Origin of the sequence: Streptomyces sp. NPDC058620 (assembly GCF_042717135.1) — a bacterium.
Taxonomy (GTDB): Bacteria; Actinomycetota; Actinomycetes; order Streptomycetales; family Streptomycetaceae; genus Streptomyces.
In genome coordinates, this window is the sequence record NZ_JBHXQO010000027.1 from 1 (window position 1) to 26,114 (window position 26,114).

Consider the following 26,114-nt stretch of genomic DNA (forward strand, 5'->3'; position numbering starts at 1 on the left):
CGTGGGCCCTATATCTTTTAAAACGCCCTTTTAGTAACGGGTTACTAAGCGGGCTCCCGCGGGGGGGTTTCCGCGCCGGGGGCGCCCACCCCCCGCCGGGTCAGGCCGACTCCCTGACGACCGAGCCCGCCTGGGCCCGCTCCCGCACGACGCGGTGGCGGCGGGTCGGCATCCCGAGTGTCGGGTTGGCGACGCCCCAGGCCGCGCCCTTGCAGATCAGCTCCTTGTAGAGGGCGGCGAACCGTCCGGTCAGGGCCGCCCCCACGGCGCGGTCGTCGGCGGTGACGTACTGGATCAAGCCTTCCTTGCGGCCCAGTGAGATGCACTGGTTGAAGTAGCGGATCGGTGCGTTCGGGAGCTTCCTGCCGGTCAGGCGCGCCGCGATGGCGTCGGCGGCCTGCCACGCGGTGGGGGTGCCCGAGGCGCACGACATCCGCAGCGGCTTGTCGCCGGGGCCCTTCACCATGGCCGCGTCGCCGATGGCGTACACCTCCGGGTGCGAGACCGAGCGCATGGTTTCGTCGACCACGATCTGGCCCGTGCCGGTGACCTCCAGAGCGGTGGCCTTCGCGATCGGGTGGACCGCGAAGCCGGTGGTCCACACGGTGACCGCCGCGGGCACGGACGTGCCGTCGGCGGTGGCGACGCGGTCGGCCTCCACGGCGGTGACGGCGGTGTGCTCGTGCACGGTGATGCCGAGCCCGTCGAAGACCTTCCGCAGGTGCCGGCGGCCCTTGGGCGAGAGCCAGTCGCCGAGCGCGCCGCGTGCGGCGAGGGCGACGTCGAGGTCCGGGCGGGCCTCGGCGATCTCGGTCGCGGCCTCCAGGCCGGTGAGGCCGCCGCCGACGACGACCACGGGCTGTCCGGCCCCCAGGCCGGCCAGGCGCTCGCGCAGCCGGAGCGCTCCGGGGCGGCCGGCGATCTCGTGGGCGTACTCGGCGGTGCCGGGGACGCCTTGGCTGTTCCAGCCGCTGCCGAGGGCGTACACGAGGCTGTCGTACTCCAGCTCTTCGGCGCCGTTCGCGTCGATGACGGCGACGGTCTTGCGGTCGACGTCGACGCCGGTGACCTTCGCGAGCTTCAGTTCGACGCCGGTGCCCGCGAACATCTCGCTGAAGGGCCGGGGCTTGAGGTCCTGGCCGACCGCCAGCTGGTGCATCCGGACGCGCTCGACGAAGTCGGGCTCGGCGTTGACGAGGGTGAGGGTGACGTCCTCGCCGTGCAGCCGCTTGGCGAGGCGTCCGGCGGCGATGGCTCCGGTGTAGCCGGCTCCGATGACGATGATGCGGTGCTGCATGTCCTGGCTCCTGTCTCGCGCGGGTTCGCTACCTGAACCGGGCAGCCCGCCGATTCCTGACAGGGGTCCGATGTGAAGCACGTCACATCGGGGGTCAGAAGGCGTGGAGCAGGGGTTCCCCGTGGTCGGTGGCCGCCCACCGCCGGGTCGCGCGTTCGAGTTTGTCGGGGTTGGCCTGGTTGCGGAACGCGGCGATGCCCTCGGCGGTGACCTCCAGGCACATGACGCCGATGACCCGGCCGTCGAGGACCGCCACGATGGCGGGGGCGCCGTTGGCGGTCGTGGCGTAGATCTCGGGTGAGCCGCCGACGATGGCGCGCTTGGCCGTGCTGGGTTTGAAGAGGCCCCGCATGAACTTCGCGACCGCGAGGGCGCCCTCGAACGCCTTGGCGCGGGCCGGGACCTTCCCGCCACCGTCGCCGATCGCGAGGGAGTCGTCGGTGAGCAGCCGTACGAGCGGCTCGGTCCGGCCGCTGGTGGCGGCCGCGAGGAACTCCTCCACGATCCGCCGGGCGGCGGCCTCGTCGATCTCGGTGCGCGCCTTGCCGTGCGCGATGTGCTTCTTGGCGCGGTGGAAGATCTGCTGGCAGGCGGCCTCGGTGATGGTGAGGATCTCCGCGATCTCCCGGTGCGAGTAGCCGAAGGCCTCCCGCAGCACGTACACCACCCGCTCGTTGGGGGAAAGGCGCTCCATGAGGGCGAGGACGGCGTACGAGACCGATTCGCGCTGCTCGGCGGTCTCGTCCGGGCCGAGCATCGGGTCCCCGGCGAGCAGCGGCTCGGGCAGCCACTCGCCCACGTAGGTCTCGCGCCGGGCGCGGGCCGAGGTGAGCTGGTTGAGGCAGAGGTTGGTGAGGACCTTGGTCAGCCATGCCTCGGGGACCTCGATGCGGTCGACGTCGGCGGCCTGCCAGCGCAGGAACGTGTCCTGCACGGCGTCCTCGGCATCGCTCGCGGAACCGAGGAGGCGGTAGGCGATGGCCTCCAGGCGGGGCATGGAGGCCGCGAACCGGTCCGTGTCGTTCATGGTCGGGGCCATGGCCCGGATCCTAGCTCTCGCGGCAGTCAGTGATCGGTCGCGTCGTAGGCCAGGCGGGCCTGTTCGACCTTGGGCAGGTTGGTGGTCGCCCATGTGGCCAGGGTGGCGAACAGGGGGGCCAGGCTGCGGCCCAGTTCGGTGATCTCGTACTCCACGCGCGGTGGGACCTCGGGGTGGTACGTGCGCTCCACGAGGCCGTCGCGTTCGAGTTGGCGCAGGCGCTGGGTCAGCACCTTGGGGGTGATCGTGCCGATGCGGCGTTCCAGCTGGACGAAGCGCTGGCGGCCGTACTCGTTGAGGTTCAGGAGGATCGGTGTGGTCCAGCGGCTGAACACGATGTCGATGACAGGGCCCACGGGGCAGCTGAGCGGTCTGACCGCCGTGGGTGCGGGGTGGGCTTCGTCCACGGTCATGCGTCGTCCCCTTCGAGCCGCAGCGTGATCCAGTGGACGGTGTCGCCCGGCAGCAGGTAGCGCTTCGTCTCGACGAAACCGTGCTTCCGTGCGAACCGCAGGCCGTCCGTGTCGGAGGCCAGGACCACCGTCTCGATCCTCAGGGCGCCGAGGGTGCGTGCGTGCTTCAGGGAGCGTTCGTAGAGCTCGGTGCCGAAGCCCCGGCCCCGGTGGGCCGTGAGGACGCGGGCGATGACGGTCGCCGTGAAGGTGGCGTCGGCCGGGGGGCGGACGGTCGTGCAGCCCACGAGGATGTCGTCGAGGTACGCGACCTCCAGGTGGTTGTGCAGGGCGTGTTCCCGTGCGTCGTCGAGCGACAGGGGGTGGGCCGGGATGATCACGTTGTGGGCGTGCTGCCAGTCCTTGAGCATGGCGTCGCCGATGGGCTGTTCGATACGGAGACCGGTCATCGGAACAGGATGCCCCACCAGCGGCGCCCGTACCGTGGGTGCGCTGATGTTTCTGTCGAGTGGCGGGGGTTGCGCGTGGGATGGCGGTGCACCGGTCTGCGGTGGCCCGATGAGGGGCCCGAGCTGGGGTGGCGCAAGGACGGTGCGGCCGCTGTCCGGCGGGTGAGCGTCCTTGTGTACGGGAAGGAGCTCGGGTTCAGGGCCGTCGGGGAGCGGCACTGTGTCGGGGCGCGGGGCAACGTCTGTCCGGTGGCGGCCACGGTGCCGGCACGCAGTACCGGGGCGCGGTGTCCGGAGTGCGCGCGGCTGGACCGGGCGCATTCGGTCGCGGCCGACACGATCGCCGACGACCCGCGGACGTACCGCGTCTATCTCGCCTGGTTCGGGCCCGGGATGGTCAAGGTCGGGATCACCGCCGAGGAGCGGGGTGCGGCGCGGCTGCGGGAGCAGGGGGCTGTGGTGTTCAGCTGGCTGGGGCGCGGGCCGCTGATGGCCGCGCGCCGGACGGAGGAGCTGCTGCGGGCCGCGTTCGGGGTGCCGGACCGGATTCCCTACGCGAGGAAGAGGGCCGTGCGCGCCGTTTTGCCGGGGGCCGGGGAGCGGGCGGCCGAGGTGGCGGAGCTGTACGGGCGGGCCGCGGCGCTCGAAGGGGGCGGGTGGCCGGAGTCGTTGGAGCGTCTGCCGTTCGAGGCCGTCGACCATGGTGCGGTGTTCGGGTTCGGCGGGAAGGTCGAGGTGGCGCGGGCGGTGACCGGGCTGGTCGACGGGGGTGTGGTGGCCGGGCGGCTGGTGGCGGCGGCCGGGCCGGATCTGCATCTGGAGACCGGGGCGGGGGGTGTCGTGGTGGTGGACACCCGGCTGGTCACGGGGTGGGAGCTCACGGGGGCCGACGCGGGGGCGGGAGTCAAGGTGCCCGTGGTCGATATCGGGGGCGGGGGGGTGCAGCACGGCTTGTTCTGAGAGGGTCGGGACCGAGCGGGGAGGGTGTGAGAGGGGTGGCGGGCTTGAGCGGTGACAGCGCGGACGTCGTGCGGTTCTGGGAGCGGCTCGGGCTTCCCGGGATCATCGACGTCCATACGCACTTCATGCCGGAGCAGGTGCTGCGCAAGGTGTGGGCGTACTTCGACTCGGTGGGGCCGCTGACCGGTATGGAGTGGCCCATCGCCTACCGGCACGACGAGGACGAACGGCTCGCGCTGCTGCGGTCGTTCGGTGTGCTCCGCTTCACCTCGATGCTCTATCCGCACCGGGCGGGGATGGCGGCCTGGCTGAACGGCTGGGCCGCGGACTTCGCGGCGCGGGTGCCCGACTGTCTGCACACCGCGACCTTCTTTCCGGAGGAGGGCGTGGAGGCGTACGTGCGGGAGGCCGTCGAGGCGGGGGCCCGGGTGTTCAAGTCGCACCTCCAGGTCGGCGCCTACGACGCGAACGACCCGCTGCTGGAGCCCGTGTGGGGGCTGCTCGCGGAGGCCGGGGTGCCAGTGGTGACGCACTGCGGGTCCGGACCGGCGCCCGGCAAGTACACCGGGCCGGAACCGGTGGGCCGGCTGCTGGCGCGTCATCCGCGGCTGCGGCTCGTGGTAGCGCACATGGGGATGCCGGAGTACGCGGACTTCCTCGCGCTGGCGGAGACGTACCCCGGGGTGCGGCTCGATACGACGATGGCGTTCACGGACTTCAGCGAGGAGTTCACCCCGTTCCCCGTCGGGGAACGCGGGCGGCTCGCGGATCTGGAGGACCGGATTCTGCTGGGCACGGACTTCCCGAACATCCCGTATCCGTACGTCCATCAGCTGCACGCCCTGGAGCGGCTGGAGCTGGGCGATGACTGGTTGCGGGCCGTGTGCCACGGGAACGCGAGCGCTTTGTTCCACTGAGGGCTCCGAGGGCTCTGGGGGCTCTGGGGGCTCCGAGGTTGTGAAGGTCCGAGGGTTCTGAAGGCTCCGAGGCTGCTGAGGCCGCGCGGTCGTTTCAGTCGCTCCTGCCGTTTCTCAGGGAATTCACAGGAATGGGCAAGAGCTCTCTCACGGGCGCCTCCCAGGGTGGACGCATGACGATGACGACCTCGCCCCAGGGGCGTACCGAACTGCTCAGGCCGGACCGCAGTCCGGTCCGCGTACTCGTGGTGGACGACGAGGCTCCGCTTGCCGAGCTGCTCTCCATGGCCCTGCGGTACGAGGGCTGGGACGTGCGCAGTGCCGGGGACGGCGCGGGGGCCGTGCGCGCGGCGCGCGACTTCCGCCCCGACGCGGTCGTGCTCGACGTGATGCTGCCCGACATGGACGGGCTCGCCGTACTCGGCAGGATGCGCCGGGAGCTCTCCGACGTGCCGGTGCTGTTCCTGACGGCCCGCGACTCCGTCGAGGACCGCATCGCCGGGCTCACCGCCGGGGGCGACGACTACGTCACCAAGCCGTTCAGCCTGGAGGAGGTCGTGGCGCGGCTGCGCGGGCTGATCCGCAGGTCCGGTACGGCGGCGCGGAGCGATTCCACGCTCGTCGTCGGTGACCTGGTACTCAACGAGGACAGCCACGAGGTAAGCCGGGGCGAGCAGTCGATCCATCTCACGGCGACCGAGTTCGAGCTGCTCCGCTTCCTGATGCGCAATCCCCGCCGGGTGCTGAGCAAGGCCCAGATCCTGGACCGGGTGTGGAACTACGACTTCGGCGGCCAGGCCAATGTCGTCGAGCTCTACATCTCGTACCTCCGCAAGAAGATCGACGCGGGCCGCTCCCCGATGATCCACACCCGGCGCGGGGCCGGGTATCTGATCAAGCCCGGTGAGTAGGCGGGTGCGGCCGGCGGGCCGGCCGAGGCGGCCGTGGACGCTGCGGACCCGGCTCGTCGTCTCCGCCGTCTCGCTCATCGCGGTCGTGGCCGCCGTCATCGGCACGGTGACCGCCATCGCTTTCCAGAGCTACATGTACGGCAAGCTGGACGACCAGCTGCACTCCATCGCCGTACGGGCCGAACGTCCGCCCGGTTCACCGCTTCCGGCGGAGCTCCAGGACGCCGGACCGCTGGTGTTCGTCGGGATGGGCGGCCAGCCCCTCGGCACGGTCGGCGCGGCGGTCGCCGACGGCTCCGTCACCGAGTCGAAGGTGGTCGAGTACACGGGGCAGCGCGCCCAGGAGAGCACGAGAGCGCTGACCGGCACCGAATCACGGGCGCTGGAGGCGGCCGGGGCACACGTGGGTTCCGGGGTGCACGGCGTCGAGCTGCCGGGCCTCGGCAGTTATCGCGTGGTGGCCGTCGGTACGTCCGACGGGACCACGATCCTCGTCGGCATTCCCGCCGACGAGGTGCGCAGCGACCTCACCGCCCTGATCCTCGTGGAGGTCTGCGTCACCGCGGCCGGGCTCGTCGCCGCCGGGATCGCGGGCGCTGCCATCGTCGGCGTCGCCCTGCGACCGCTGCGACGGGTGGCCGCCACCGCGACCCGGGTCTCCGAACTCCCCCTGCACAGCGGCGAGGTGGACCTCGCGGAACGGGTGCCGGACGCCGAGGCCGATCCCCGTACCGAGGTCGGCCAGGTCGGTGCGGCGCTCAACCGGATGCTGGGACACGTCGGTTCGGCCCTGGAGGTGCGCCAGGAGAGCGAGACACGGGTACGGCAGTTCGTCGCCGACGCCAGCCATGAGCTGCGCACCCCGCTGGCCTCGATACGCGGCTACGCCGAACTGACCCGGCGCGGACGCGAGGACACCGGCCCCGACACCCGGCACGCCCTGGGGCGGATCGAGTCGGAGGCACAGCGGATGACCCGCATGGTGGAGGACCTGCTGCTCCTGGCCCGGCTCGACGCGGGGCGCCCGCTCTCGTACGAGAGCACCGATCTCTCGCCGCTCGTCGTCGACGCGGTGAGCGACGCGCGCGCGGCCGGCCGGACCGGGGAGGGCGGTGCGCGGGACGAGGAGCGCCACTGGCGGCTGGAGCTGCCTGACGTTCCCGCGTCCGTACGGGCCGATCCCACCCGGCTTCATCAGGTCCTGGTCAACCTCCTGGCGAACGCCCGTACCCACACCCCGCCCGGGACCACGGTCACCACGCGCGTCCGGGCCGCGGGCGCCGGGCGTCCCTGGGTGACGCTGGAGGTGCGGGACGACGGGCCGGGCATCGCGGCCGACCTGCTGCCGCACGTCTTCGAACGGTTCGCGCGGGGAGACGCCTCGCGCTCGCGCAACGCGGGCTCCACGGGTCTCGGACTCGCCATCGTGCAGGCCGTCGTCGCCGCCCACGACGGGCGGGTGGAAGTGCGGTCGGTGCCGGGGAACACGGTGTTCTCCGTGCGGCTTCCGGCCGATCCGGTGTACGCCGGGACGTAGCGCGATCCGCGGCTCACAGCACCGGCACAGGCTCAGCACACCGGTGTGACAGCGCGGTCGGCGAGCGTCAGTGGCATGCGAACCGACACCCCTTGGAGCACCCTGCCGGCCCGGGAGCATCTTCTGGCCGGAGCGGTCGACGCGGCCGGTGCACCCGTACTCGACGTCGTGGTCCCGGTCTTCAACGAGGAGAAGGATCTCGAACCCTGTGTGCGCCGGCTGCACGAACACCTGGTGCGGACCTTCCCGTACCCCTTCCGGATCACCGTCGCGGACAACGCGAGCACCGACCGTACGCCCCAGGTGGCGGCCCGGCTCGCGGCCACCGTCCCGGAGGTGTGCTCGTACCGGCTGGAGGAGAAGGGCCGCGGGCGGGCCCTGCGCACGGTCTGGTCCCACTCGGACGCGCCGGTCCTCGCCTACATGGACGTCGACCTCTCGACCGATCTCAACGCGCTGCTGCCGCTGGTCGCGCCCCTGATCTCGGGCCACTCCGACCTCGCCATCGGCTCCCGGCTGGCGCGCAGTTCGCGGGTGGTGCGCGGCTCGAAGCGGGAGTTCATCTCGCGGGCCTACAACCTCATCCTGCGCTCCTCGCTGGCCGCCCGTTTCAGCGACGCGCAGTGCGGATTCAAGGCGATACGGCGTGAGGTCGCGCAGCGGCTGCTGCCGATGGTCGAGGACACCGGCTGGTTCTTCGACACCGAGATGCTGGTGCTCGCCGAGCGGGCCGGTCTGCGCATCCACGAGGTGCCGGTCGACTGGGTCGACGACCCCGACTCCACGGTGCACATCGTGCGGACGGCGACCGACGACCTGAAGGGCGTGTGGCGGGTGGGGCGGGCGCTGGCCGTCGGCGCCCTGCCGCTGGACCGGCTGGCCCGGCCCTTCGGGGACGATCCGCGCGACCGCGCGCTGCCCGGGGTGCCGGGCGGGCTGGCCCGCCAGCTGGTCGGGTTCTGCGTCGTGGGCGCCCTCTCCACGCTCTTCTACCTCGTCCTGTACTCGCTGTTCCGGATGGGCTTCGGCCCGCAGTTCGCCAACGGCGGCGCGCTGCTGGTGTCGGCCGTCGCCAATACGGCAGCCAACCGGAGGCTCACCTTCCGAGTGCGGGGCCGGAGCGGAGCCGTACGGCACCAGGCGCAGGGGCTCGTCGTCTTCGCCATCGGTCTCGCGCTGACCAGCGGCTCACTCGCCGCACTCGGCTCGGCTTCCGGATCGCCCTCGCACGGCACGGAACTCGCCGTCCTGATCACGGCCAACCTCGCGGCGACGGTGCTGCGGTTTCTGCTCTTCCGCGCCTGGGTCTTCCCGGACCGGAGCGGCTCCGAACACGAACTGAGGAACGTCCGATGACCACCCGTCCCGACCATTTCCCCGGCCACCTCGCCACCCATCCGCCGGGCGTCTCCGCGGCACACGGCCGCCCCCGGGAGCCGCTCCCGCGCCGCATCCTGCGGGGCAGGGCGGACGACCCGCGCTGGGTGCGGCCGGCCGTGCTCGGCATGCTGCTCGTCGTGGGCCTGGCCTACCTGTGGAACCTCAGCGCCTCCGGGTACGCCAACTCCTTCTACTCCGCCGCCGTACAGGCCGGCAGCCAGAGCTGGAAGGCGTTCTTCTTCGGCTCGCTGGACTCCGCCAACGCCATCACCGTCGACAAACCCCCGGCCACGCTCTGGCCGATGGCCCTCTCGGTGCGGATCTTCGGCCTCAACACCTGGGCGCTTCTGGTCCCCCAGGTGCTGATGGGCGTGGCCACGGCCGGGGTGCTGTACGCCTCCGTGCGCCGCCGCTCCGGCGCGCCCGCCGGACTGATCACGATGGCGGTGTTCGCGCTCACGCCCGTCGCCGCGCTGATGTTCCGCTTCAACAACCCGGACGCCCTTCTCGCGCTGCTGATGACCGTCACCGTCTACTGCGTGCTGCGCGCGCTGGAGAACGGACGGACGAAGTGGCTGGTCTGGGCGGGCGCCGCGGTCGGGCTCGCGTTCCTGACGAAGACCCTCCAGGCGTTCCTGATCCTGCCGCCGCTCGCCGTGCTGTACGCGGTGTGCGCGCCCGTCTCCGTACGCGAGCGGCTGGGTCAACTCGCGCTGTCGGCAGGTGTGATGGTCGTCGCCGGTGGCTGGTGGGTGGCGATCGTCGAGCTGTGGCCCGCCTCTTCGCGTCCGTACATCGGCGGTTCGCAGAACAACTCGTTCCTGGAGCTGACCTTCGGCTACAACGGACTCGGCCGTCTCAACGGCGAGGAGACCGGCAGCGTCGGCGGTGGGGGCGGCGGCGGTCAGGGCGGCGGCTGGGGTGAGACCGGCATCGGCCGGATGTTCAACTCCGAGATCGGCGGCCAGATCTCCTGGCTGCTGCCCGCCGCGCTGATCCTGCTGATCGCGGGCGTGTGGCTGACCCGGAAGGCGAAGAGGACCGACGCCGCCCGTGCGGCGTTCCTCGCCTGGGGCGGCTCGCTGCTGATGACCGCGCTCGTCTTCAGCTTCATGGCCGGCATCTTCCACCAGTACTACACGGTGGCTCTGGCGCCCTGCCTCGCGGCGCTCGTCGGCATGGGCGTCACGGTCCTGTGGGAGGAACGCTCTCTGTGGTGGGCGCGGGCGGTCCTCGCCTGCACGCTCGCCGTCACGGTGTACTGGGCGTACGTCCTCCTGGGACGGACCCCGGACTATCTGCCGTGGCTGCGCTGGACCGTCCTGATCGCCGGACTCATCGGCGCGGTGGGCCTGCTGTTCGTCTCCCGGCTGGGGCGCCGGCTCGCGCTCGCCGTCGTGGGGCTCGGCTTCGCCGCGTCGCTCGCGGGGCCGACGGCGTACACGGTCAGCACGCTCGGCACGGGGCACCAGGGCTCGATCGTCACGGCCGGTCCGTCCGCCGGCGGAATGATGGGCGGCGGCCGGGGCGGTCCGGGCGGCGAGGCCCCGGGCGGCGGAATGGGCCGTCCCCCGGGCGGCGGCCAGCCGGGCCAGGCACCGCAGGGCCAGGGCCAGCAGCCGGGAGCCGTGCCCGGCGGTACGGCACCCGGCGGTACGGCCCCGGGTGGCACCGCACCTGGCGGTACCCCGCCCGCCGGCACCACCGGCGAAGGCCGCATGGGCGGCGGCGGTATGGGCGGGCTGCTCAACGGTGCGTCCGTCGGCGCGGAGGCCAAGAAGCTCCTGGAGGCGAACGCCGGGGACTACACCTGGGCCGCCGCGGCCATCGGTTCGCAGAACGCGGCGAGCTACCAGCTCGCCACCGGGGAGCCCGTGATGGCCATCGGCGGTTTCAACGGCAGCGACCCCGCCCCGACGCTCGCCCAGTTCAAGAGCTACGTCGAGGACGGGAGGATCCACTACTTCCTCTCGGGCGGCATGGGCGGCATGGGCGGCGGTGGCGGCGGAAACAGCGGCACCTCCTCGCAGATCTCCGCGTGGGTGGAGGACTCCTTCAAGAAGGTCACCGTCGGCAGCGCGACCTTCTACGACCTGACCCAGCCGACGGACGGGGCGCAGTAGCCGGAGGGAGCAGGGGCCGGAAACCCGTCCGGGCGGTGGTCGCGAAATGGACTTGTACGGCGTACAAGGGTGCCTTACGGTGTACGACGCCAGGCACTCCCATACACCGTACGAGCAGCAATGGAGCTCAAGGAGCCCGCATGACGGCGACCACCGCCGAGCCGAACGACCTCGCCCCCCAGGGGCACCCGCAGCGCTGGCTGATCCTCGGCGTCATTTGTCTGGCCCAGCTCACCGTGCTGCTCGACAACACCGTCCTGAACGTCGCCATCCCTTCCCTCACCACCGAACTGGACGCGTCCACCGCCGATGTGCAGTGGATGATCAACGCCTACTCGCTCGTCCAGTCCGGTCTGCTCCTCACGGCCGGCAGCGCCGCCGACCGCTACGGCCGCAAGCGGATGCTGGTCGCCGGACTCGCCCTCTTCGGCATCGGTTCCCTGGTGGCCGGCCTCGCGCAGTCCTCCGGCCAGCTCATCGCCGCCCGTGCGGGGATGGGCATCGGCGGCGCGCTGCTGATCACCACCACCCTGGCCGTGGTGGTCCAGATCTTCGACGACACCGAGCGGGTCAAGGCGATCGGCCTCTGGTCCACCGTCAACTCGCTGGGCTTCGCCACCGGTCCCCTCATCGGCGGGATCATGCTCGACCACTTCTGGTGGGGCGCCATCTTCCTGATCAACATCCCGGTCGCGATCGTCGGCCTGATCGCGGTCCTGCGCCTCGTGCCGGAGTCCAAGAACCCGCAGGGCGACCGGCCCGACCTGCTCGGCGCGCTGCTCTCCACGATCGGGATGACCGCCGTCGTGTACGCGATCATCTCCGGCCCGGAACACGGCTGGGCATCGGGCCAGGTCCTGCTCACGGCCTTCACGGGAGTCGCGGTGCTCACCGGGTTCGTCCTGTGGGAGCTCCACATCCCGTACCCGATGCTGGACATGCACTTCTTCCGGAACCAGAAGTTCATCGGGGCGGTCGCGGGCGCGATCCTGGTCGCCTTCGGGATGGGCGGTTCGCTCTTCCTGCTGACCCAGCACCTGCAGTTCGTGCTCGGGTACGGGCCGCTGGAGGCCGGACTCCGTACGGCTCCGCTCGCCCTCACCGTGGTCGCGCTCAACCTCACTGGTCTGGGTGCCCGCCTCGTACCGAAGCTGGGGACGCCCGCCACGATCGCGGCCGGGATGAGCCTGCTGGCCGCCGGGCTCGGCGCCATCGCGGTGCTGGGCAGCGACGGGTACGGCGGAATGCTCCTCGGCCTGGTCGTCATGGGTGCGGGAATCTCGCTCGCGATGCCCGCCATGGCCAACGCCATCATGAGCGCCATTCCGCCCGAGAAGGCGGGGGTGGGCGCCGGGGTCAACGGCACGCTCGCCGAATTCGGCAACGGCCTGGGGGTCGCCGTGCTCGGCGCCGTACTCAACTCGCGCTTCGCCGCCCTGGTACCTGCCGCCGTGGGAGCGGCCTCGCTGCCCGCTGCGCTCGCCGCGGCGGACGGCGAGGGGGAGCGGCAGCGCATCACGGACGCCTTCGCTTCCGGACTGGAGACGAGTCAGCTGGTCGGAGCGGTGGCGGTGCTCGCGGGCGGACTGCTGGCCGCGGCGCTGCTGAGGCGGGCCGAGCGGATGGAATCCGGGCCCGCGAGCCCTGCCGTGAAGGACTCGGCCGAGGCAGACTCGGCCGGAGCGGCGGCATAGCATCGGAGGGGACGCGTACCGGACTGTGGCCGTCCGGTACGTACCCCGCCACCCCGGTACGTCCCCACCACCCCGGTACGTACCCCGCCACCCCGGTACGTCCCCCATCGCCCCGGTCCGTCCCGTCCGGCAGAACGAGGAGAGTGCGTCATGGTGTCCGCGGCCGACCGTGTGAAGAACCCTGCGCGGACCAGCGTGTGGCTGGACCGGACACCTTCGCGTGCCCGCAGGTCCGAGTCGCCGGTGGGCCTGGACCGGGACAGGATCACCGAGGCGACGGTACGGCTGCTGGACGCGGAGGGCCTCGCCAAGTTCTCCATGCGCCGCCTCGCCGCCGAGCTGGACGTCACCGCGATGTCCCTCTACTGGTACGTCGACACCAAGGACGACCTGCTGGAGCTGGCGATGGACTCGGTCTTCGCCGAGATCGTGCCCCCCAGTGAGGACGAGGACTGGCGCGACCGGCTGCGCGCGATGGCCCGCAGCTACCGCGAACTGATCGTCCGCCACATCTGGGTGTCGCCGCTGGCCGGTCATTTCCTCAACATCGGCCCGCACGCCATGCTGTTCTCGTACGCCGTCCAGGACATCATCCGCGCCACCGGGCTGCCGACGAAGAACCAGACCGGCGCCCTGGCCGCCGCGTTCCACTTCGTGTACGGATTCGGCACCATCGAGGGCCACTTCGTGGAACGGTGCAGGGACGCCGGCCTCAGCCAGGACGAGTACTTCCAGCAGGCGATGGGCACGATCGAGGCCGAGCCGCACCTCAGGAAGCTCGCCGAATCCTCCCTCCAGGTGATGGAGGCGCGCGGCGGCGACACGGTCGACGAGATGCGCGAGCGGGACTTCGTCTTCGCGCTGGACCTGGTGGTCGCGGGCATCGAGGCCATGTGCGCCAAGGCGGGCGTCTCCGCTCAGTAGCCCCGGGCCACGTCCACGGCGAGCGCCGGCGTCCGGCCCGCACACAGCTCGTCCCAGCACGCCTCGAAGTCGCTGACGACGTCCTCGTCGGCCGTGATCCCGGCGGAGTGCGACGTGATCACCGTACGAGGGAGCTGCCAGCAGTCGGCGCCGGGAGCCGCGGGTTCCTCCGCGAGCACGTCGAGCACCGCCCGCCGTACGGTCCCGGCGCGCAGGGCCGCCCCCAGCGCCTCCATGTCCACGGTCGCCCCGCGCCCGACGTTGACGAAGCTCGCGCCCCGCACGGCCGCGAAGCGGCGCGCACCGAAGTACCCCTCCGTCGCACCGGTCAGGGGAAGCGCGGCGACCACCCAGCGCGCGGTGCCCAGCTCCTCCGTGTCCGCGTCCGCCCCGATCACCAGGTCGAAGCCGGGCGGCGGTACGGCACGCGGGCCGCGGGCCACGCCCACCGTACGGATGCCGCACCCCCGCAGCAGACCGGCGACCGCCGAACCGATGCGTCCGGTGCCGTAGACCAGGGCGGTCTGCCCCGCGACGAGTTCGGAGGGGATACGCCGCCATTCGGCGCGCGCGTGCTGGGCGGCGAACTCCGTGACGGACTGGCACTCGGCGAGCACCCAGGCCAGGACGTACTGGGCGATCCGCTCGCCCATGCGCCCCACCGTCCGGGTGAGCAGTGCATCGGCCGGCCAGGGGCCGGAGTCGAGCAACGCGTCCGTACCGGCGTTGACGCTGTGGAACCACGTCAGCCGCCCGGTGCGCAGCGCGTCCGGCAACGAGGCGCCCACGTACAGGTACGGCTCGCTCGGCGCGCTCCCGGACTCCCGCTCCACCGGTCTCCCGGTGATCCGCTCCAGCCCCCGGACCACGGGCTCGCCGACGGTGGGCGCGACCAGCACCCGGGCCCGCGCGAGGAGGTCCGGGGCGGGCGGTACGGGCACGGGTCCGGGGCCGGGCATCCGGGGCGTCAGCTGCCGGAGGCCAGGTGGGCCGGGAAGCCGCCGGTGGCGATGGGCCCCCAGCGCTCGGGAGTGATCCGGATGATCGACTTGCCCTGCTTCACCATCGCCGCCCGGTACTCGTCCCAGTCCGGGTGCTCACCGGAGATGTTCCGGAAGTACTCGACCAGCGGCTCCACCGAATCCGGCGTGTCGATCACCTCGGCCGAACCGTCGATCTGGACCCAGGGTCCGTTCCACTCGTCCGACAGGACGATCACGCTCACCCGCTCGTCCCGCTTGGCGTTGCGGGTCTTCGCCCGCTCCGGATACGTCGAGACGACGATCCGGCCCGCGTCGTCGACGCCGCAGGTGAGCGGGGAGCCCTGGGGGCGGCCGTCGGACCGGGTGGTCAGCAGGACCGCCCGGTGCCGGGGCCGCACGAACGCCAGCAGCTCGTCGAGCTCCACGGTGGTGTTGGTCGCGATGTGGGGTGCCATGCCTCCGACCCTATGACGCCCCCGAATCCCTACGACGGCAGGGACTCGCCCTGCACGGCCTGGATGTCGAGTTCCACGCGGAGCGTCGTACCGATCGCCGAAATGCCCGCCCGCACCACCTGGTTGTAGTTCATGGCGAAGTCGTCGCGGCGCAGTTCGGTCGTCGCGTGGAAGGCCGCGCGGACCCCGCCCCACGGGTCGGGTCCCGTGCCCAGATAGCTGAGGTCGAGGTCCACGGCGCGCCTCACGCCGTGCAGCGTGAGTTCCCCGTGCACCGTCCAGCGGTCGGGGCCCGCCGGGGTGAGCCCGCTGGAGCGGTACGTGATCTCCGGGTAGCGGTCCACGTCCAGGAAGTCCGGCGACCGCAGGTGCTTGTCCCGCATGCTGTTGCCGGTGTCGATCCCGGCCGCGCCGATGACCGCGTCGACCCGCGACCGCTCGATGTCCGGCGCGATCTCGATCCGGCCGGAGAAGTCGGTGAACCTGCCGTGCACGCTGGAGATCCCCAGGTGCTGCGCGGCCGCGCCCACCGAGGAGTGCGCCGGGTCCAGCGACCAGATGCCCGGGGGCGGAAGCGCCGCCCCGCCCTGGCGGGCCATCACGACCGTGCCCGCGTCGATCCGGCCGCCGGCCGTGACGAGCGCGGTGGAGGCGGTGGGGGCGTACCCGACCGCCGTGACGATCACGGTGTACGCGCCGGCCTGCAGAGGGTCCTCGGTGCGGACCGCCCCGTCCTCGTTCGCGGCGGCGCGCAGCACCTGGGTGCCGGTCATGTCGGTGACTGTCACGACCGCGTGCTGGACCGCCCAGCCGTCCCGCGTCCGTACCTGTGCGCGAAGTGCCATCCCGTATCTCTCTTTTCGCTCCATGACCCGGTGGGTCAAATGAGTCGGGCCCCGGGGGCGGGTGCGGCAGGCCGTCCCCTGCCTGCCGTACCCGCCTCCGGGGCCCATTTCCGCCGGCCGGGACAGCCTCTCCGCTCGAAGCGCCGTCCCGCCAGGGGTCTTTGTTACCCGAGTGACGTGAGTTACCCGAGTGACGTGGTTACTCGCCGGGGTGGGCGAGCTCGATGTCGTGGCCGTCGACCCCGTGACCGGCCACGGTCAGGGAGCCGGCCACCGGCGGGTAGCCGGTCGCGATGACCGAGTACTCGCCCGCGTCCAGGTCGGTGAAGGCGTACGCCCCGTCCTCCCCGGTCGTCGCGGTGGCGACCACGTTCCCGGCCGCGTCGACGAGCGTGACGCGGGCGTCGGACAGCGGGGCCCGGGCGGACCCGGCCCGTACGACACCCTGGACCAGCGCACCGGCCCGCAGCGCCGCCTCGACCCGGGTGACGCCCTGGCCGCCGATCTCGACGGGCAGCGCCAGCGGACGGAAGCCCGCGGCGTTCAGTGCGACGGTCACCGCGCCGGGGACCAGCTCACCGAAGGTGAACTCGCCCGCCCCGCCGGACCTGCCGGTCGCCAGCACGTCGCCGCGCACATCGGTCACGACGACCATGGCGCCCTCGACCGGATCCCCGGTCTCCTCGGCCCGCACGGTCCCGGTGAGGCCGCTCGTACCGACGAGGAGGATGTCGTACGCCACCGGCTCGTCGCCGACGACCACGGTGGACGCCTGCGGCTGGAAGCCGTCGGCGGACGCGATCAGGACGTACGAACCGGCTCCCGGCGCGTCCAGTACGTACCCGCCGTCGGCCTGGGCGACCGAGCGCCCCAGCTGTCGGCCGGCCGGTGAGATCAGCGTGACGGCGGCCCGTGCGACCGCAACGCCCTCGGCGCCGAGGACCACACCGCGCACCGCCGTGCCGCGCACCGTCTCCACGGGCGCTTCGAGGGTGGCGACCGAGGTGACCCCGGCGACGCCCTTGGCGATCTGGGAGGCTTCCGCGCCCTGGGACGCCTCGGTGACCTCAGCGGCCTCCGCGGCGGCGGGGGTGTCGTTCGACGCGCTCGTCTTCAGCGCGACCTCCTTGATGAAGATCGTCACGATGAAGGCGACGAGCGCGGCCGGAGCGGCGTACAGGAAGACATCGCCGACAGCGTGCCCGTACGCGGCCTCCACGACCGTACGGAACGGGCCGGGCAGGGTGTCCAGGTCGGGGATGCCCCCGCCGCCGGTACCGCCGTGGCCCATGGCCGCACCCTCGGGACCGAGGTCGGCCAGGCCGTCCTTGACGTAGTGGGTGACGCGGTTCGCCATGACGGCGCCCAGCGCCGAGACGCCGATCGCACCACCGAGCGAACGGAAGAACGTGACGACGGAGCTGGCCGAACCGAGGTCGGCGGGAGCGACCTGGTTCTGCGTGGCGAGCACCAGGTTCTGCATCATCATGCCGATGCCGAGGCCCATCACGAACATGTAGACCGCGATCTGCCAGTACTCGGTGTCGTACCGGATGGTGCCCAGCATGCCGAGCCCGGCCGTGACCAGGAAGCCACCGCTGACCAGCCATGCCTTCCAGCGGCCCGTCTTGGTGATGACCTGGCCGGACACGGTCGAGGAGAGGAAGAGTCCCGCGATCATGGGGATCGTCATGACGCCGGACATCGTCGGCGACTTGTCGCGCGCCAGCTGGAAGTACTGGCTGAAGAAGACGGTGCCCGCGAACATCGCGATACCGACGAACAGCGAGGCGACCGAGGCCAGCGTGATGGTGCGGTTGCGGAAGAGGCGGAGCGGGATGATCGGCTCGCTCGCCTTCGACTCGACGAGCAGGAAGAGCCCGATGAGCACGACGGTGCCGCCGAGCATCGCGTACGTGGGTCCGGAGATCCAGTCGTACTTGTCGCCCGCGAAGGTCACCCAGAGCAGCAGCAGGGAGACGGCGGCGCTGATGAAGAAGGCGCCCGCCCAGTCGACCTTGACCTCGCGCTTGACGACCGGCAGCTTCAGGGTCTTCTGGAGCACGACGAGGGCGATGACCGCGAACGGCACGCCCACGTAGAAGCACCAGCGCCAGCCCATCCAGCTGGTGTCGGTGATGACTCCGCCGAGCAGCGGACCGCCGACGGTGGCGACTGCGAAGACCGCGCCGAGGTAACCGCTGTACCGGCCGCGCTCACGCGGGGCGATCATCGCGGCCATCACGATCTGGGCGAGGGCGGAGAGACCGCCGACGCCGATGCCCTGCACTACGCGGCAGGCGATCAGCATGCCGCTGCTGGTGGAGAGACCGGCGACGATCGAGCCCGCGACGTAGATGATCAGCGATATCTGGACCAGCAGCTTCTTGCTGAACAGGTCGGAGAGCTTGCCCCACAGCGGGGTGGTGGCGGTCATCGCCAGCAGCGAGGCCGTCACGACCCAGGTGTAGGCGCTCTGGCCGCCGCCGAGGTCGGAAATGATCTCGGGCAGGGCGTTCGAGACGACCGTCGACGACAGGATCGCGACGAACATGCCGAGCAGGAGCCCGGTCAGCGCTTCCATGATCTGCCGGTGTGTCATCGGCGTGCCGTCGGGGACTTCGGCGCCCCCGTGCTTGGCGTGGCCGCCCCGCACACCGGTGGGTGTGGTCGTAGCCATTGAGTTCCTTCTCTTTGCATCTGTTACATAGGTGTACGGGTGTGCGAATGCTCGAAGTGCCGTGTGCGGCAGTCCCCGCTGTGCTTTCCGGGCAGGCACTCACCGGAGCCGCGACAGGCGAAGCTGTCGCGCAGCCGGGACAGCAGGGTGTTCAGCCGGCCGACGTCGTCGTCGGACCAGTCGATGAGTCTCTGGGCGAACATCTCGGTCGTCCGGCGGCTCAGCTCGTCGAGCTGTTCGCCCCCGGCAGGGGTCAGCCGCAGGATGCGGGACCGCTTGTCGGCGGGGTCCGGGGACCGTTCTATCCAGCCGCGTTCGGCCACGTGTGCGACATGACGGCTGGTCACCGACATGTCCACGGCCAGGAGTTCGGCCAGTCTGCTGATCCGCATCTCGCCGTGTTCCGCCAGGAGCGCCAGCACGGCGGCGGAGCCGGCGGGGCATTCGGGGGGAAGGGTCCGGGCGAGCCCGCGCTTGACGGCGCCGACCGCGCTGAGCTGGCGGGCCAGTTCCTGGTAGTGACTCCGAGCGGCCACGGACCCTCCTGGACGTCTCGGCGCCAACTAATTGCTTAGGGCAACCATAGAAGCCGATGGTTGCTACAGGCAAACGAAAAGAGCTGTGCAGAAGTAAAGGAACGCAAAAGCCTGAGTAGTGTCCGGGTCAAACGCGCAGCGTGTGCCGCGGACCCCCTCCCGGCTGTGACTCGCGCCACCCTGCGCGGCCCGGGGGAGCGGCCGGCCGCCCGTGGGACACCGGCCTCCACGGCACCCGGGGGTTGGGTGGTAACGCCGAGTTCGCTAGGGTCCTGGCCCATGGCACACAACCCCCACGCCCCTCAGCAGGGCCCCGAGGGCACCAACGACCCGGCGGGCAGCACCCAGATGTTCCGCGCTTTCGTCGACGAGGGCGAACCGCAGCGCCGGCAGCAGCCGGCCGCGACCTCGTCCGGACCGAAGGCAGGGGTGATCGCGGCCGTCGTCGCCGTCGTACTCATCCTCGGCGCGGTCGCCTGGCTCGCACTCGGCTGACCGTACGTCCCCCATTTCCGTGGGGGTCACTTCCAGGTGGCGGTGACGTCCTGGGTCTCTGTCCGCATGCCCAGGGGCACCCGCCAGGACTCCACACAGACGGTGTACGTCTTCTTCCGCACCGCTCCCGCGCCGATGGGCGTGGGGAGCGGCTGCGTCGACTCGACGGTCGCCCAGTCGACTCCGAGCGCGCCGATGATGTGCGTCTCGAAGGTGGCGGTGCCCGAACGGACCGGTGATCCACCGGTGTTGCGGAACTCCACAGTCACCTTCTCGCACCAACGGCGGTCCGCCTCCGCGGGCACCGGGTCCCCGACCTGGAGCGCGGCGGGGGTGGCGGGTTCGGTGGGGGCGGGGCTGCCGGAGGGCGGCGGGACGCTGCCCGTACCCCCGGAGCCGCCGGTGCTTCCCGGGCCGGCGCTGCCGGTGCCTCCCGTGGCCGCGGTGCCGGTGCCACTTGAGCCTTCCGGGCCACCGGAGCCGCCTGCGTCTCCTGCGCCTCCTGAGCCGTCGGAGTTCCCCGCGCTTCCCGAGGCCGCTGCCGCACCGCCCGAGCCGCCCGAGCCGCTGCCGGAGCCCGTGGCGGCGTCGTGCCCCCCGGGACCCGGAGCGCCGTCCGGTACGCCGGGCAGCTCACCGCCGGGCCCCGGCTCGTCCGTGTCCCCTCCGCCGCTCACGTCGCGCTCCGCGCCCGGAGCGTCCAGCGGGATCAGCGTGACATCGTCCGAGGGCAGGCCCCCGGCCCTCGGCGTCTCGGCCGGGCCCGCGCCCGCCGCCCCGACCGCCACATAACCGTCGTCGCCCCCGCCCCCGCCGCAGGCGGCCATCGCGCCGCCCAGGCACAGCACGGCCGCCGAGGCGGCGATCACGGTGCCCCGGCGGCCGGTCCAGCCGAATGTCTGACGTCGCATCGCGCCAGTGTGGCTGACGGTCCGTCAATTCGGAACCCTCGCGCGTCAGCGCGGGGCTCAGTCGGCGATGAGCCCCTCCCTGAGCTGGGCGAGCGTCCGGGTCAGCAGGCGTGAGACGTGCATCTGCGAGATGCCGACCTCCTCGCCGATCTGCGACTGCGTCATGTTGGCGAAGAAGCGCAGCATGATGATCTGCCGTTCGCGGGGGGCGAGTTTGGCCAGCAGCGGCTTCAGGGACTCGCGGTACTCGACGCCTTCCAGGGCCGTGTCCTCGTACCCCAGACGGTCCGCGAGCGAGCCCTCGCCGCCGTCGTCCTCGGGCGAGGGGGAGTCCAGCGACGAGGCCGTGTACGCGTTGCCGACGGCCAGGCCGTCGACCACGTCCTCCTCGGAGACCCCGAGGGCCTTGGCCAGCTCCGGCACCGTCGGCGAGCGGTCGAGCTTCTGGGCGAGCTCGTCGCTGGTCTTGGTGAGGGCGAGCCGCAGCTCCTGGAGCCGGCGCGGCACGCGCACCGACCAGGAGGTGTCACGGAAGAAGCGCTTGATCTCGCCGACCACGGTGGGCATCGCGAAGGTCGGGAACTCGACGCCCCGCTCGCAGTCGAAGCGGTCGATCGCCTTGATCAGGCCGATGGTGCCGACCTGGACGATGTCTTCCATGGGCTCGTTGCGGCTGCGGAACCGCGCCGCGGCGTACCGCACGAGCGGGAGGTTGAGCTCGATGAGCGTGTCCCGCACGTACGCCCGCTCCGGGCTTTCCGTTCCGTCGGGCCCCGGTGCGGGCCCCAGCGCGGCGAGCCGCAGGAACAGGGAGCGGGACAGCGTGCGGGTGTCGATGGCTTCCGACGAGCTGGTGAGCACGGTAGGTGCCGGCACGCTCTTCGTGAGCGTGAGCACCTTCGAGCTGCCCTGTTCTGCGGACATGCCACCCCCTTGAGGTCGCGGACGGTCGCGGTGGCCGCGACCATCGGAGGAACGCAGCCTCCACCTGAATACCGGAGGGGAGGCTGCGGCAAACGCGCTTCCAGCAGAATGTCACATGTCGGCAACACGCTGTAGTGACATGTCGACAAGTAAACGCCATGTCTGTGCAGGAAACAGGGGGTGTGGGGCTTTTACGCCGCCCGAACCGGGCGAGTTGCGGTCTACCCGATCCGGTTACGCCTCGATCCTATTTGCGGATCGAAGTCGGGCGAAGCTTCTGGCCAGCAGCCTTGACACATGCATCTGGGAAACGCCCAGTTCCGCGCTGATCTGTGACTGCGTCAGATTGCTGTAGTAGCGCAGCAGCAGGATGCGCTGCTCACGCTCGGGCAGCTGGACGAGCAGATGCCGTACGAGATCGCGGTGCTCGACCCCCGCGAGGGCGGGGTCCTCGTACCCGAGCCGGTCCAGGAGTCCAGGCAGTCCGTCGCCCTCCTGCGCGGCCTCCAGGGAGGTCGCGTGGTACGAGCGGCCCGCCTCGATGCAGGCGAGCACCTCGTCCTCGGGGATCTTGAGCCGCTCGGCGATCTCCCCGGTGGTGGGGGAGCGGCCGTGAGCGGTCGTCAGGTCCTCGGTGGCGCCGGTGACCTGGACCCACAGTTCGTGGAGCCGCCGCGGTACGTGGACGGTCCGTACGTTGTCCCGGAAGTACCGCTTGATCTCGCCGACCACGGTGGGCATCGCGAAGGTCGGGAACTGGACGCCGCGTTCCGGGTCGAATCGGTCGATCGCGTTGATCAGGCCGATGGTACCGACCTGGACGACGTCCTCCATCGGTTCGTTCCGGCTGCGGAAGCGGGCTGCGGCGTACCGCACGAGAGGCAGGTTCGCCTCGATCAGGGCCGCCCGGACCCTGCCGTGTTCAGGAGTGCCGGGCTCCAGCCCCTTGAGGCGGCCGAACAGCACCTGTGTGAGCGCCCTGGTGTCCGCGCCCCGGGTTCTGGCGGGCGTGGAGGGGTCGGGCGTCTCGGTCTGGATGTCGTCGGTCTGGACGTTCTGGGGAGGCACTTGAGGCGCTGTACTGGCCGGCACGGTGACGCCACCCCTTTGCGGTCAACTACGGTCAACTCATCCGTCAAAAGCGGTCATAGCATCACAAGACATGTCCACTGTGTGCAAGCACCGCTTATAGCCGTGTTGAGGACAAGGTGGTTTAAACGCACAGAAAAACCCCTCACCTGAGAGGTGAGGGGCCAGGCGGACCAAGGGTCCGCGCCACATCAGAACGGGTAGTCGGCGATCACCCAGGTGGCGAATTCCCGCCACTGTCCGGCCGCGGCCTGATGGGCCGGATGCCCGATGTAGCGCTTCAGCGCTTCCTCGTCGGCGACCGCCGAATTGATCGCGAAGTCGTACGCGATCGGCCGGTCGGTGATGTTCCAGGCGCACTCCCAGAACTCCAGCTCCGGGACCTGCCCGTCGAGCTCCTGGAAGGCCTTCACACCGGCGACGACCCGCGCCTCGTCCCGTTCGACGCCTTCGTTCAGCTTGAACAGGACCAAATGACGGATCATCGGGTTCTCCTACTTGATGAGCTCGGACATGAAGTCGCCGACGCCCTGGGCGGCACTCGCTATGCCCTCGAACCCTACCTGGACAAGATCAGCGGCCCGTTCCGGGGACGTGATGATCGTGTACAGCACGAAGACCGAAACCGCGTAGAGCACGATCTTCTTCGCTTGCACCACAGCCACTGCCTCTCCCGTTCGCTCCCCTGTACGGTCGGGCGATTCTAGCCGCACGAATGGCCGTATCCGGAGGATGTTTGCGATCAGTGATCAGATCACTGATGTGGCCTTTAAGGACCAAGGGCCCTGCCTTCGGGGCCCTTCGCCCGGCCATGCCGCTTTCGTGCGGAGGCAGGATGAAGAACGAGCCCCGCGGGCCTGGCAGGAAACCGCAGGGCGAGGAACAGGACCCCTCCGGGGGTCCGCGCCGCGACCGTCCCCCCGGGCAGCGGTGAGGACCGGTAGGCCCTGTTCTCACCGGGGGAAGCGGCTTGTCCCCCCGATGCCGCTTCCCCCGGTGACCTGATCTTCCGGCCTGATCCTCCCGGCCGTCCGCCGGACGCTCACCTCACCCGGAACGCTCGAAGGGCCCGACGCGATGCGTCGGGCCCTTCGTAAGAGCGGTAGCGGAGGGATTTGAACCCTCGGTGAGTTTCCCCACACTCGCTTTCGAGGCGAGCTCCTTCGGCCGCTCGGACACGCTACCGAGAGAGAGCTTAGACCATCCCGGGCCGTGATCAGAAATCAGATCTCAGAGCGCGCGGAAGAAGGCCGTCAGCTGGGCGGAGCATGCCTCCTCCAGCACCCCGGCGACGACCTCGGGCCGGTGGTTCAGTCTGCGGTCCCGTACGACGTCCCAGAGCGAACCGGCGGCCCCGGCCTTCTCGTCCCGTGCCCCGTAGACCACGCGGTCGATCCGGGACTGTACGAGGGCGCCCGCGCACATCGTGCACGGCTCCAGGGTGACGACCAGGGTGCAGCCGGACAGCCGCCACTCGCCGAGCGCGGCGGCGGCCCGGCGGATGGCGAGCACCTCGGCGTGGGCGGTCGGGTCCCCGGACGCCTCGCGTTCGTTGTGGCCCGTGGCGAGCAGCGAGCCGTCGGGGCCGAGGAGCACGGCGCCGACCGGCACATCGCCGGTCAGCGCCGCCTGCGCGGCCTCGGCCAGGGCATGGCGCATGGGTGCCTGCCACGGGTCCCGTACCGGGTCGTGGAGAGGCGGTGAGGAGGGTGGGGGTGGTGGTGCGTTCACCCGCGGACCCTAACGGACGGACTCCATGACCTCGGCCGCTCCCAGCGCGTCCGCGATCTCCACCAGCGCATCGGTGCGCAGGGTCAGCAGCTCCTTCTCCGAAAGGCCGAAATCGGCGAGGAGCCCGAGGTCGCCGAGCGGCCCCGAGGGTACGGCGTCGAGGGGGGAGACGTCGTCGTCGACGACCGGATCGGCCCGGCCCTCCACGGCGTCGTCCTCGGACACTTCCGGCTCGCCGTCCTCCGTGCCGTCGAGGTCGACGAGCTCTTCCAGTGCGGCGATCTCGTCCTCGGCCCCCGGTTCGCGGCCGAGCAGTTCGTCGGTGAGCAGGATCTCCCCGTACGAGGAGCGGGCGGCGGCGGAGGCGTCCGACACGTAGATACGGGGGTCCTCCTCACCGTCCACCCGGACGACGCCGAACCAGGCGTCCTCCTGCTCGATGTAGACGAGGACCGTGTCCTCGTCCACAGAGGCGTCCCGTGCCAGATCGGTCAGATCGGACAGGGTCTCCACATCGTCCAGCTCCGTGTCGCTCGCTTCCCACCCGTCTTCGGTGCGCGCGAGCAGTGCGGCGAAGTACACCGTGACTCTCCCACTTGTCATAGGTGAATCGGTCCGACGGGAGGGCAGCCGTTGTTCCGGCTGCTCTGTGCCCGCCCAATCGGCATCGTGGCAGAAACAGCGGCGGAGCGAGACCTCTTCGACCGTTGCGTCGGCCATCAGTTGGCTGAGTGCCTGCTGGGCGGCGGTACGCCGGGGCCGGTCCACCGGCCCGTAAAGCGCCGGTCACCAACGGAACGTACGCATCCGCATCGCTTGGCGCATCCGGGCCGCACGGGCCCTGCGCGGCTGGACACGGTCGCGCAGCTGCTTGGCCTCGTGGAGCTCACGGAGGAACTGGGCGCGGCGCCTGCGCCGCGCGGTCTCACTCTCCCGGGTGTCCGGCGCGTCCGGCGCGTCGTCCGGCGCGTCCGGCGCGTCCGGGGGGACACGTGCGGCACGTGCCCGTTTCGGCTGCTCGCCGTCCGCCATCGACACACCACCCCAATGCTGGGTCCGTATGCCACCACCTTCCCTCCGAACAGGTGGTTGATGCCAGCGCAGAGTGCCGCGAGGCACGGCTACTGTTGACGTCATGCGCATTCATGTCGTCGACCACCCGCTGGTGGCGCACAAACTCACCACGCTGCGCGACAAGCGCACCGACTCCCCGACCTTCCGGCGTCTCGCCGACGAGCTGGTCACCCTGCTCGCCTACGAGGCCACCAGGGACGTGCGCACCGAGCAGGTCGACATCGTGACCCCTGTGACGGCCACGACCGGGGTCAAGCTCTCGCACCCCCGGCCCCTCGTCGTGCCGATCCTGCGCGCCGGTCTCGGCATGCTCGACGGCATGGTGCGGCTCCTGCCGACCGCCGAGGTCGGCTTCCTCGGCATGATCCGCAACGAGGAGACGCTCCAGGCGGAGACGTACGCGACGCGGATGCCCGAGGACCTCTCCGGCCGTCAGGTGTACGTCCTGGACCCCATGCTGGCCACCGGCGGCACGCTGGTCGCGGCCATCAGGGAGCTGATCAAGCGCGGTGCGGACGACGTCACCGCCGTCGTGCTGCTCGCGGCGCCCGAGGGCGTCGAGGTGATGGAGCGCGAGCTGGCCGGCACGCCGGTGACCGTGGTCACCGCCTCCGTCGACGAGCGGCTCAACGAGAACGGCTACATCGTGCCGGGCCTGGGCGACGCGGGCGACCGGATGTACGGCACGGCAGGCTGACGCCTGTCCGAGACCGGTACGGGGCGGGTACGCGCGTTGCGCGGCCCGCC

The 26,114-nt window shown here is 71.1% G+C and carries 27 protein-coding genes and 1 tRNA gene; 10 read left to right on the forward strand and 18 right to left on the reverse strand.

What is annotated here, in order from left to right:
- Positions 1-100: 100 nt before the first annotated feature.
- The 4 genes from ACFWSK_RS23005 to ACFWSK_RS23020 form a co-directional block, all read right to left on the reverse strand.
- Positions 101-1,297 (reverse strand): NAD(P)/FAD-dependent oxidoreductase, encoded by a 1,197-nt coding sequence (locus tag ACFWSK_RS23005; protein ID WP_383789254.1) that lies wholly within the window; start codon positions 1,295-1,297, stop codon positions 101-103.
- A gap of 94 nt (positions 1,298-1,391) precedes the next feature.
- Entirely contained in the window at positions 1,392-2,336 is a 945-nt protein-coding gene (gene sigJ / locus ACFWSK_RS23010) for an RNA polymerase sigma factor SigJ (protein WP_383789257.1), read from the reverse strand.
- A gap of 26 nt (positions 2,337-2,362) precedes the next feature.
- Positions 2,363-2,749, reverse strand: a complete 387-nt coding sequence (locus tag ACFWSK_RS23015; protein WP_383789260.1) for a winged helix-turn-helix transcriptional regulator — start codon at positions 2,747-2,749, stop codon at positions 2,363-2,365.
- Positions 2,746-3,198, reverse strand: a complete 453-nt coding sequence (locus ACFWSK_RS23020) for a GNAT family N-acetyltransferase (RefSeq protein WP_383789263.1) — start codon at positions 3,196-3,198, stop codon at positions 2,746-2,748. The genes ACFWSK_RS23015 and ACFWSK_RS23020 overlap by 4 nt, the downstream gene beginning before the upstream one ends.
- Positions 3,199-3,273: 75 nt before the next feature.
- On the opposite strand from ACFWSK_RS23020, the gene ACFWSK_RS23025 reads away from it, so the two are divergent.
- From ACFWSK_RS23025 to ACFWSK_RS23060, 8 genes are all read left to right on the forward strand, one after another.
- Entirely contained in the window at positions 3,274-4,158 is an 885-nt protein-coding gene (locus ACFWSK_RS23025) for a DUF2797 domain-containing protein (RefSeq protein ID WP_383789266.1), read from the forward strand.
- A 44-nt stretch (positions 4,159-4,202) separates the two neighbouring features.
- Entirely contained in the window at positions 4,203-5,075 is an 873-nt protein-coding gene (locus ACFWSK_RS23030; protein ID WP_383789269.1) for an amidohydrolase family protein, read from the forward strand.
- A gap of 173 nt (positions 5,076-5,248) precedes the next feature.
- Positions 5,249-5,986: a response regulator transcription factor gene (locus ACFWSK_RS23035; protein WP_383789272.1), complete on the forward strand. Its 738-nt coding sequence runs from the start codon at positions 5,249-5,251 to the stop codon at positions 5,984-5,986.
- A complete protein-coding gene (locus ACFWSK_RS23040; RefSeq protein WP_383789275.1) occupies positions 5,979-7,523 on the forward strand; it encodes an ATP-binding protein in 1,545 nt (514 codons plus the stop codon). The genes ACFWSK_RS23035 and ACFWSK_RS23040 overlap by 8 nt, the downstream gene beginning before the upstream one ends.
- 75 nt (positions 7,524-7,598) lie before the next feature.
- Complete coding sequence (locus tag ACFWSK_RS23045) at positions 7,599-8,879, forward strand: glycosyltransferase (RefSeq protein WP_383789278.1); 1,281 nt, start codon at positions 7,599-7,601, stop codon at positions 8,877-8,879.
- Positions 8,876-11,026: an ArnT family glycosyltransferase gene (locus tag ACFWSK_RS23050; RefSeq protein WP_383789280.1), complete on the forward strand. Its 2,151-nt coding sequence runs from the start codon at positions 8,876-8,878 to the stop codon at positions 11,024-11,026. The genes ACFWSK_RS23045 and ACFWSK_RS23050 overlap by 4 nt, the downstream gene beginning before the upstream one ends.
- Before the next feature lie 140 nt (positions 11,027-11,166).
- The gene (locus tag ACFWSK_RS23055; protein ID WP_383789283.1) at positions 11,167-12,720 is read left to right on the forward strand and encodes an MFS transporter; all 1,554 of its coding nucleotides are present in this window, start codon (positions 11,167-11,169) and stop codon (positions 12,718-12,720) included.
- Positions 12,721-12,870: 150 nt separating this feature from the next.
- Positions 12,871-13,644, forward strand: coding sequence for a TetR/AcrR family transcriptional regulator (locus ACFWSK_RS23060; protein WP_383789285.1), 774 nt, complete (start codon positions 12,871-12,873; stop codon positions 13,642-13,644).
- Here the strand turns inward: ACFWSK_RS23060 and ACFWSK_RS23065 are convergent.
- From ACFWSK_RS23065 to ACFWSK_RS23085, 5 genes are all read right to left on the reverse strand, one after another.
- Complete coding sequence (locus ACFWSK_RS23065) at positions 13,638-14,603, reverse strand: NAD(P)-dependent oxidoreductase (protein ID WP_383789288.1); 966 nt, start codon at positions 14,601-14,603, stop codon at positions 13,638-13,640. The genes ACFWSK_RS23060 and ACFWSK_RS23065 overlap by 7 nt on opposite strands.
- Before the next feature lie 8 nt (positions 14,604-14,611).
- On the reverse strand, positions 14,612-15,082 hold the full coding sequence (locus tag ACFWSK_RS23070; RefSeq protein ID WP_383789290.1) for a PPOX class F420-dependent oxidoreductase: 471 nt from the start codon (positions 15,080-15,082) through the stop codon (positions 14,612-14,614).
- A gap of 29 nt (positions 15,083-15,111) precedes the next feature.
- Entirely contained in the window at positions 15,112-15,927 is an 816-nt protein-coding gene (locus tag ACFWSK_RS23075; RefSeq protein WP_383789293.1) for a YceI family protein, read from the reverse strand.
- Positions 15,928-16,126: 199 nt separating this feature from the next.
- Complete coding sequence (locus ACFWSK_RS23080) at positions 16,127-18,607, reverse strand: MFS transporter (RefSeq protein ID WP_383789296.1); 2,481 nt, start codon at positions 18,605-18,607, stop codon at positions 16,127-16,129.
- 23 nt (positions 18,608-18,630) lie between these two features.
- Positions 18,631-19,143, reverse strand: a complete 513-nt coding sequence (locus ACFWSK_RS23085) for a MarR family winged helix-turn-helix transcriptional regulator (protein WP_383789298.1) — start codon at positions 19,141-19,143, stop codon at positions 18,631-18,633.
- Positions 19,144-19,422: 279 nt separating this feature from the next.
- Between ACFWSK_RS23085 and ACFWSK_RS23090 the strand changes: the two genes are divergently transcribed.
- The gene (locus ACFWSK_RS23090) at positions 19,423-19,638 is read left to right on the forward strand and encodes a hypothetical protein (protein ID WP_383789301.1); all 216 of its coding nucleotides are present in this window, start codon (positions 19,423-19,425) and stop codon (positions 19,636-19,638) included.
- A gap of 26 nt (positions 19,639-19,664) precedes the next feature.
- On the opposite strand, the gene ACFWSK_RS23095 is transcribed toward ACFWSK_RS23090, so the two are convergent.
- From ACFWSK_RS23095 to ACFWSK_RS23135, 9 genes are all read right to left on the reverse strand, one after another.
- Positions 19,665-20,549 (reverse strand): hypothetical protein, encoded by an 885-nt coding sequence (locus ACFWSK_RS23095; RefSeq protein WP_383789304.1) that lies wholly within the window; start codon positions 20,547-20,549, stop codon positions 19,665-19,667.
- Positions 20,550-20,606: 57 nt separating this feature from the next.
- A complete protein-coding gene (locus tag ACFWSK_RS23100; protein ID WP_383789306.1) occupies positions 20,607-21,473 on the reverse strand; it encodes an RNA polymerase sigma factor SigF in 867 nt (288 codons plus the stop codon).
- A 234-nt stretch (positions 21,474-21,707) separates the two neighbouring features.
- A complete protein-coding gene (locus ACFWSK_RS23105) occupies positions 21,708-22,565 on the reverse strand; it encodes an RNA polymerase sigma factor SigF (RefSeq protein WP_383789309.1) in 858 nt (285 codons plus the stop codon).
- Between the two features lie 188 nt (positions 22,566-22,753).
- Positions 22,754-23,047 (reverse strand): Dabb family protein, encoded by a 294-nt coding sequence (locus ACFWSK_RS23110; RefSeq protein WP_383789311.1) that lies wholly within the window; start codon positions 23,045-23,047, stop codon positions 22,754-22,756.
- Positions 23,048-23,056: 9 nt separating this feature from the next.
- Entirely contained in the window at positions 23,057-23,227 is a 171-nt protein-coding gene (locus ACFWSK_RS23115) for a hypothetical protein (protein WP_383789464.1), read from the reverse strand.
- Positions 23,228-23,662: 435 nt separating this feature from the next.
- A tRNA-Ser gene (locus ACFWSK_RS23120) sits at positions 23,663-23,747 on the reverse strand.
- Between the two features lie 45 nt (positions 23,748-23,792).
- Entirely contained in the window at positions 23,793-24,221 is a 429-nt protein-coding gene (tadA, locus tag ACFWSK_RS23125) for a tRNA adenosine(34) deaminase TadA (protein ID WP_383789439.1), read from the reverse strand.
- 81 nt (positions 24,222-24,302) lie between these two features.
- Positions 24,303-24,875, reverse strand: a complete 573-nt coding sequence (locus ACFWSK_RS23130; protein WP_383789442.1) for a hypothetical protein — start codon at positions 24,873-24,875, stop codon at positions 24,303-24,305.
- A 204-nt stretch (positions 24,876-25,079) separates the two neighbouring features.
- Positions 25,080-25,325 (reverse strand): hypothetical protein, encoded by a 246-nt coding sequence (locus tag ACFWSK_RS23135; protein WP_383789314.1) that lies wholly within the window; start codon positions 25,323-25,325, stop codon positions 25,080-25,082.
- 103 nt (positions 25,326-25,428) lie between these two features.
- On the opposite strand from ACFWSK_RS23135, the gene upp reads away from it, so the two are divergent.
- Positions 25,429-26,064, forward strand: a complete 636-nt coding sequence (upp, locus tag ACFWSK_RS23140; protein ID WP_383789316.1) for a uracil phosphoribosyltransferase — start codon at positions 25,429-25,431, stop codon at positions 26,062-26,064.
- Positions 26,065-26,114 lie beyond the last annotated feature (50 nt).

Coding starts and splice junctions, on each gene's coding strand:
- ACFWSK_RS23090 (WP_383789301.1), top strand. CDS start 19,423: ATGGCACACAACCCCCACGCCCCTCAGCAGGGCCCCGAGGGCACCAAC.
- ACFWSK_RS23015 (WP_383789260.1), bottom strand. CDS start 2,749: ATGACCGTGGACGAAGCCCACCCCGCACCCACGGCGGTCAGACCGCTC.
- tadA (WP_383789439.1), bottom strand. CDS start 24,221: ATGCGCCATGCCCTGGCCGAGGCCGCGCAGGCGGCGCTGACCGGCGAT.
- ACFWSK_RS23135 (WP_383789314.1), bottom strand. CDS start 25,325: ATGGCGGACGGCGAGCAGCCGAAACGGGCACGTGCCGCACGTGTCCCC.
- ACFWSK_RS23055 (WP_383789283.1), top strand. CDS start 11,167: ATGACGGCGACCACCGCCGAGCCGAACGACCTCGCCCCCCAGGGGCAC.
- ACFWSK_RS23035 (WP_383789272.1), top strand. CDS start 5,249: ATGACGATGACGACCTCGCCCCAGGGGCGTACCGAACTGCTCAGGCCG.
- ACFWSK_RS23060 (WP_383789285.1), top strand. CDS start 12,871: ATGGTGTCCGCGGCCGACCGTGTGAAGAACCCTGCGCGGACCAGCGTG.
- ACFWSK_RS23045 (WP_383789278.1), top strand. CDS start 7,599: ATGCGAACCGACACCCCTTGGAGCACCCTGCCGGCCCGGGAGCATCTT.
- ACFWSK_RS23080 (WP_383789296.1), bottom strand. CDS start 18,607: ATGGCTACGACCACACCCACCGGTGTGCGGGGCGGCCACGCCAAGCAC.
- ACFWSK_RS23095 (WP_383789304.1), bottom strand. CDS start 20,549: ATGCGACGTCAGACATTCGGCTGGACCGGCCGCCGGGGCACCGTGATC.
- ACFWSK_RS23075 (WP_383789293.1), bottom strand. CDS start 15,927: ATGGCACTTCGCGCACAGGTACGGACGCGGGACGGCTGGGCGGTCCAG.
- ACFWSK_RS23065 (WP_383789288.1), bottom strand. CDS start 14,603: ATGCCCGGCCCCGGACCCGTGCCCGTACCGCCCGCCCCGGACCTCCTC.
- ACFWSK_RS23100 (WP_383789306.1), bottom strand. CDS start 21,473: ATGTCCGCAGAACAGGGCAGCTCGAAGGTGCTCACGCTCACGAAGAGC.
- sigJ (WP_383789257.1), bottom strand. CDS start 2,336: ATGGCCCCGACCATGAACGACACGGACCGGTTCGCGGCCTCCATGCCC.
- ACFWSK_RS23050 (WP_383789280.1), top strand. CDS start 8,876: ATGACCACCCGTCCCGACCATTTCCCCGGCCACCTCGCCACCCATCCG.
- ACFWSK_RS23070 (WP_383789290.1), bottom strand. CDS start 15,082: ATGGCACCCCACATCGCGACCAACACCACCGTGGAGCTCGACGAGCTG.
- ACFWSK_RS23110 (WP_383789311.1), bottom strand. CDS start 23,047: ATGATCCGTCATTTGGTCCTGTTCAAGCTGAACGAAGGCGTCGAACGG.
- upp (WP_383789316.1), top strand. CDS start 25,429: ATGCGCATTCATGTCGTCGACCACCCGCTGGTGGCGCACAAACTCACC.
- ACFWSK_RS23005 (WP_383789254.1), bottom strand. CDS start 1,297: ATGCAGCACCGCATCATCGTCATCGGAGCCGGCTACACCGGAGCCATC.
- ACFWSK_RS23020 (WP_383789263.1), bottom strand. CDS start 3,198: ATGACCGGTCTCCGTATCGAACAGCCCATCGGCGACGCCATGCTCAAG.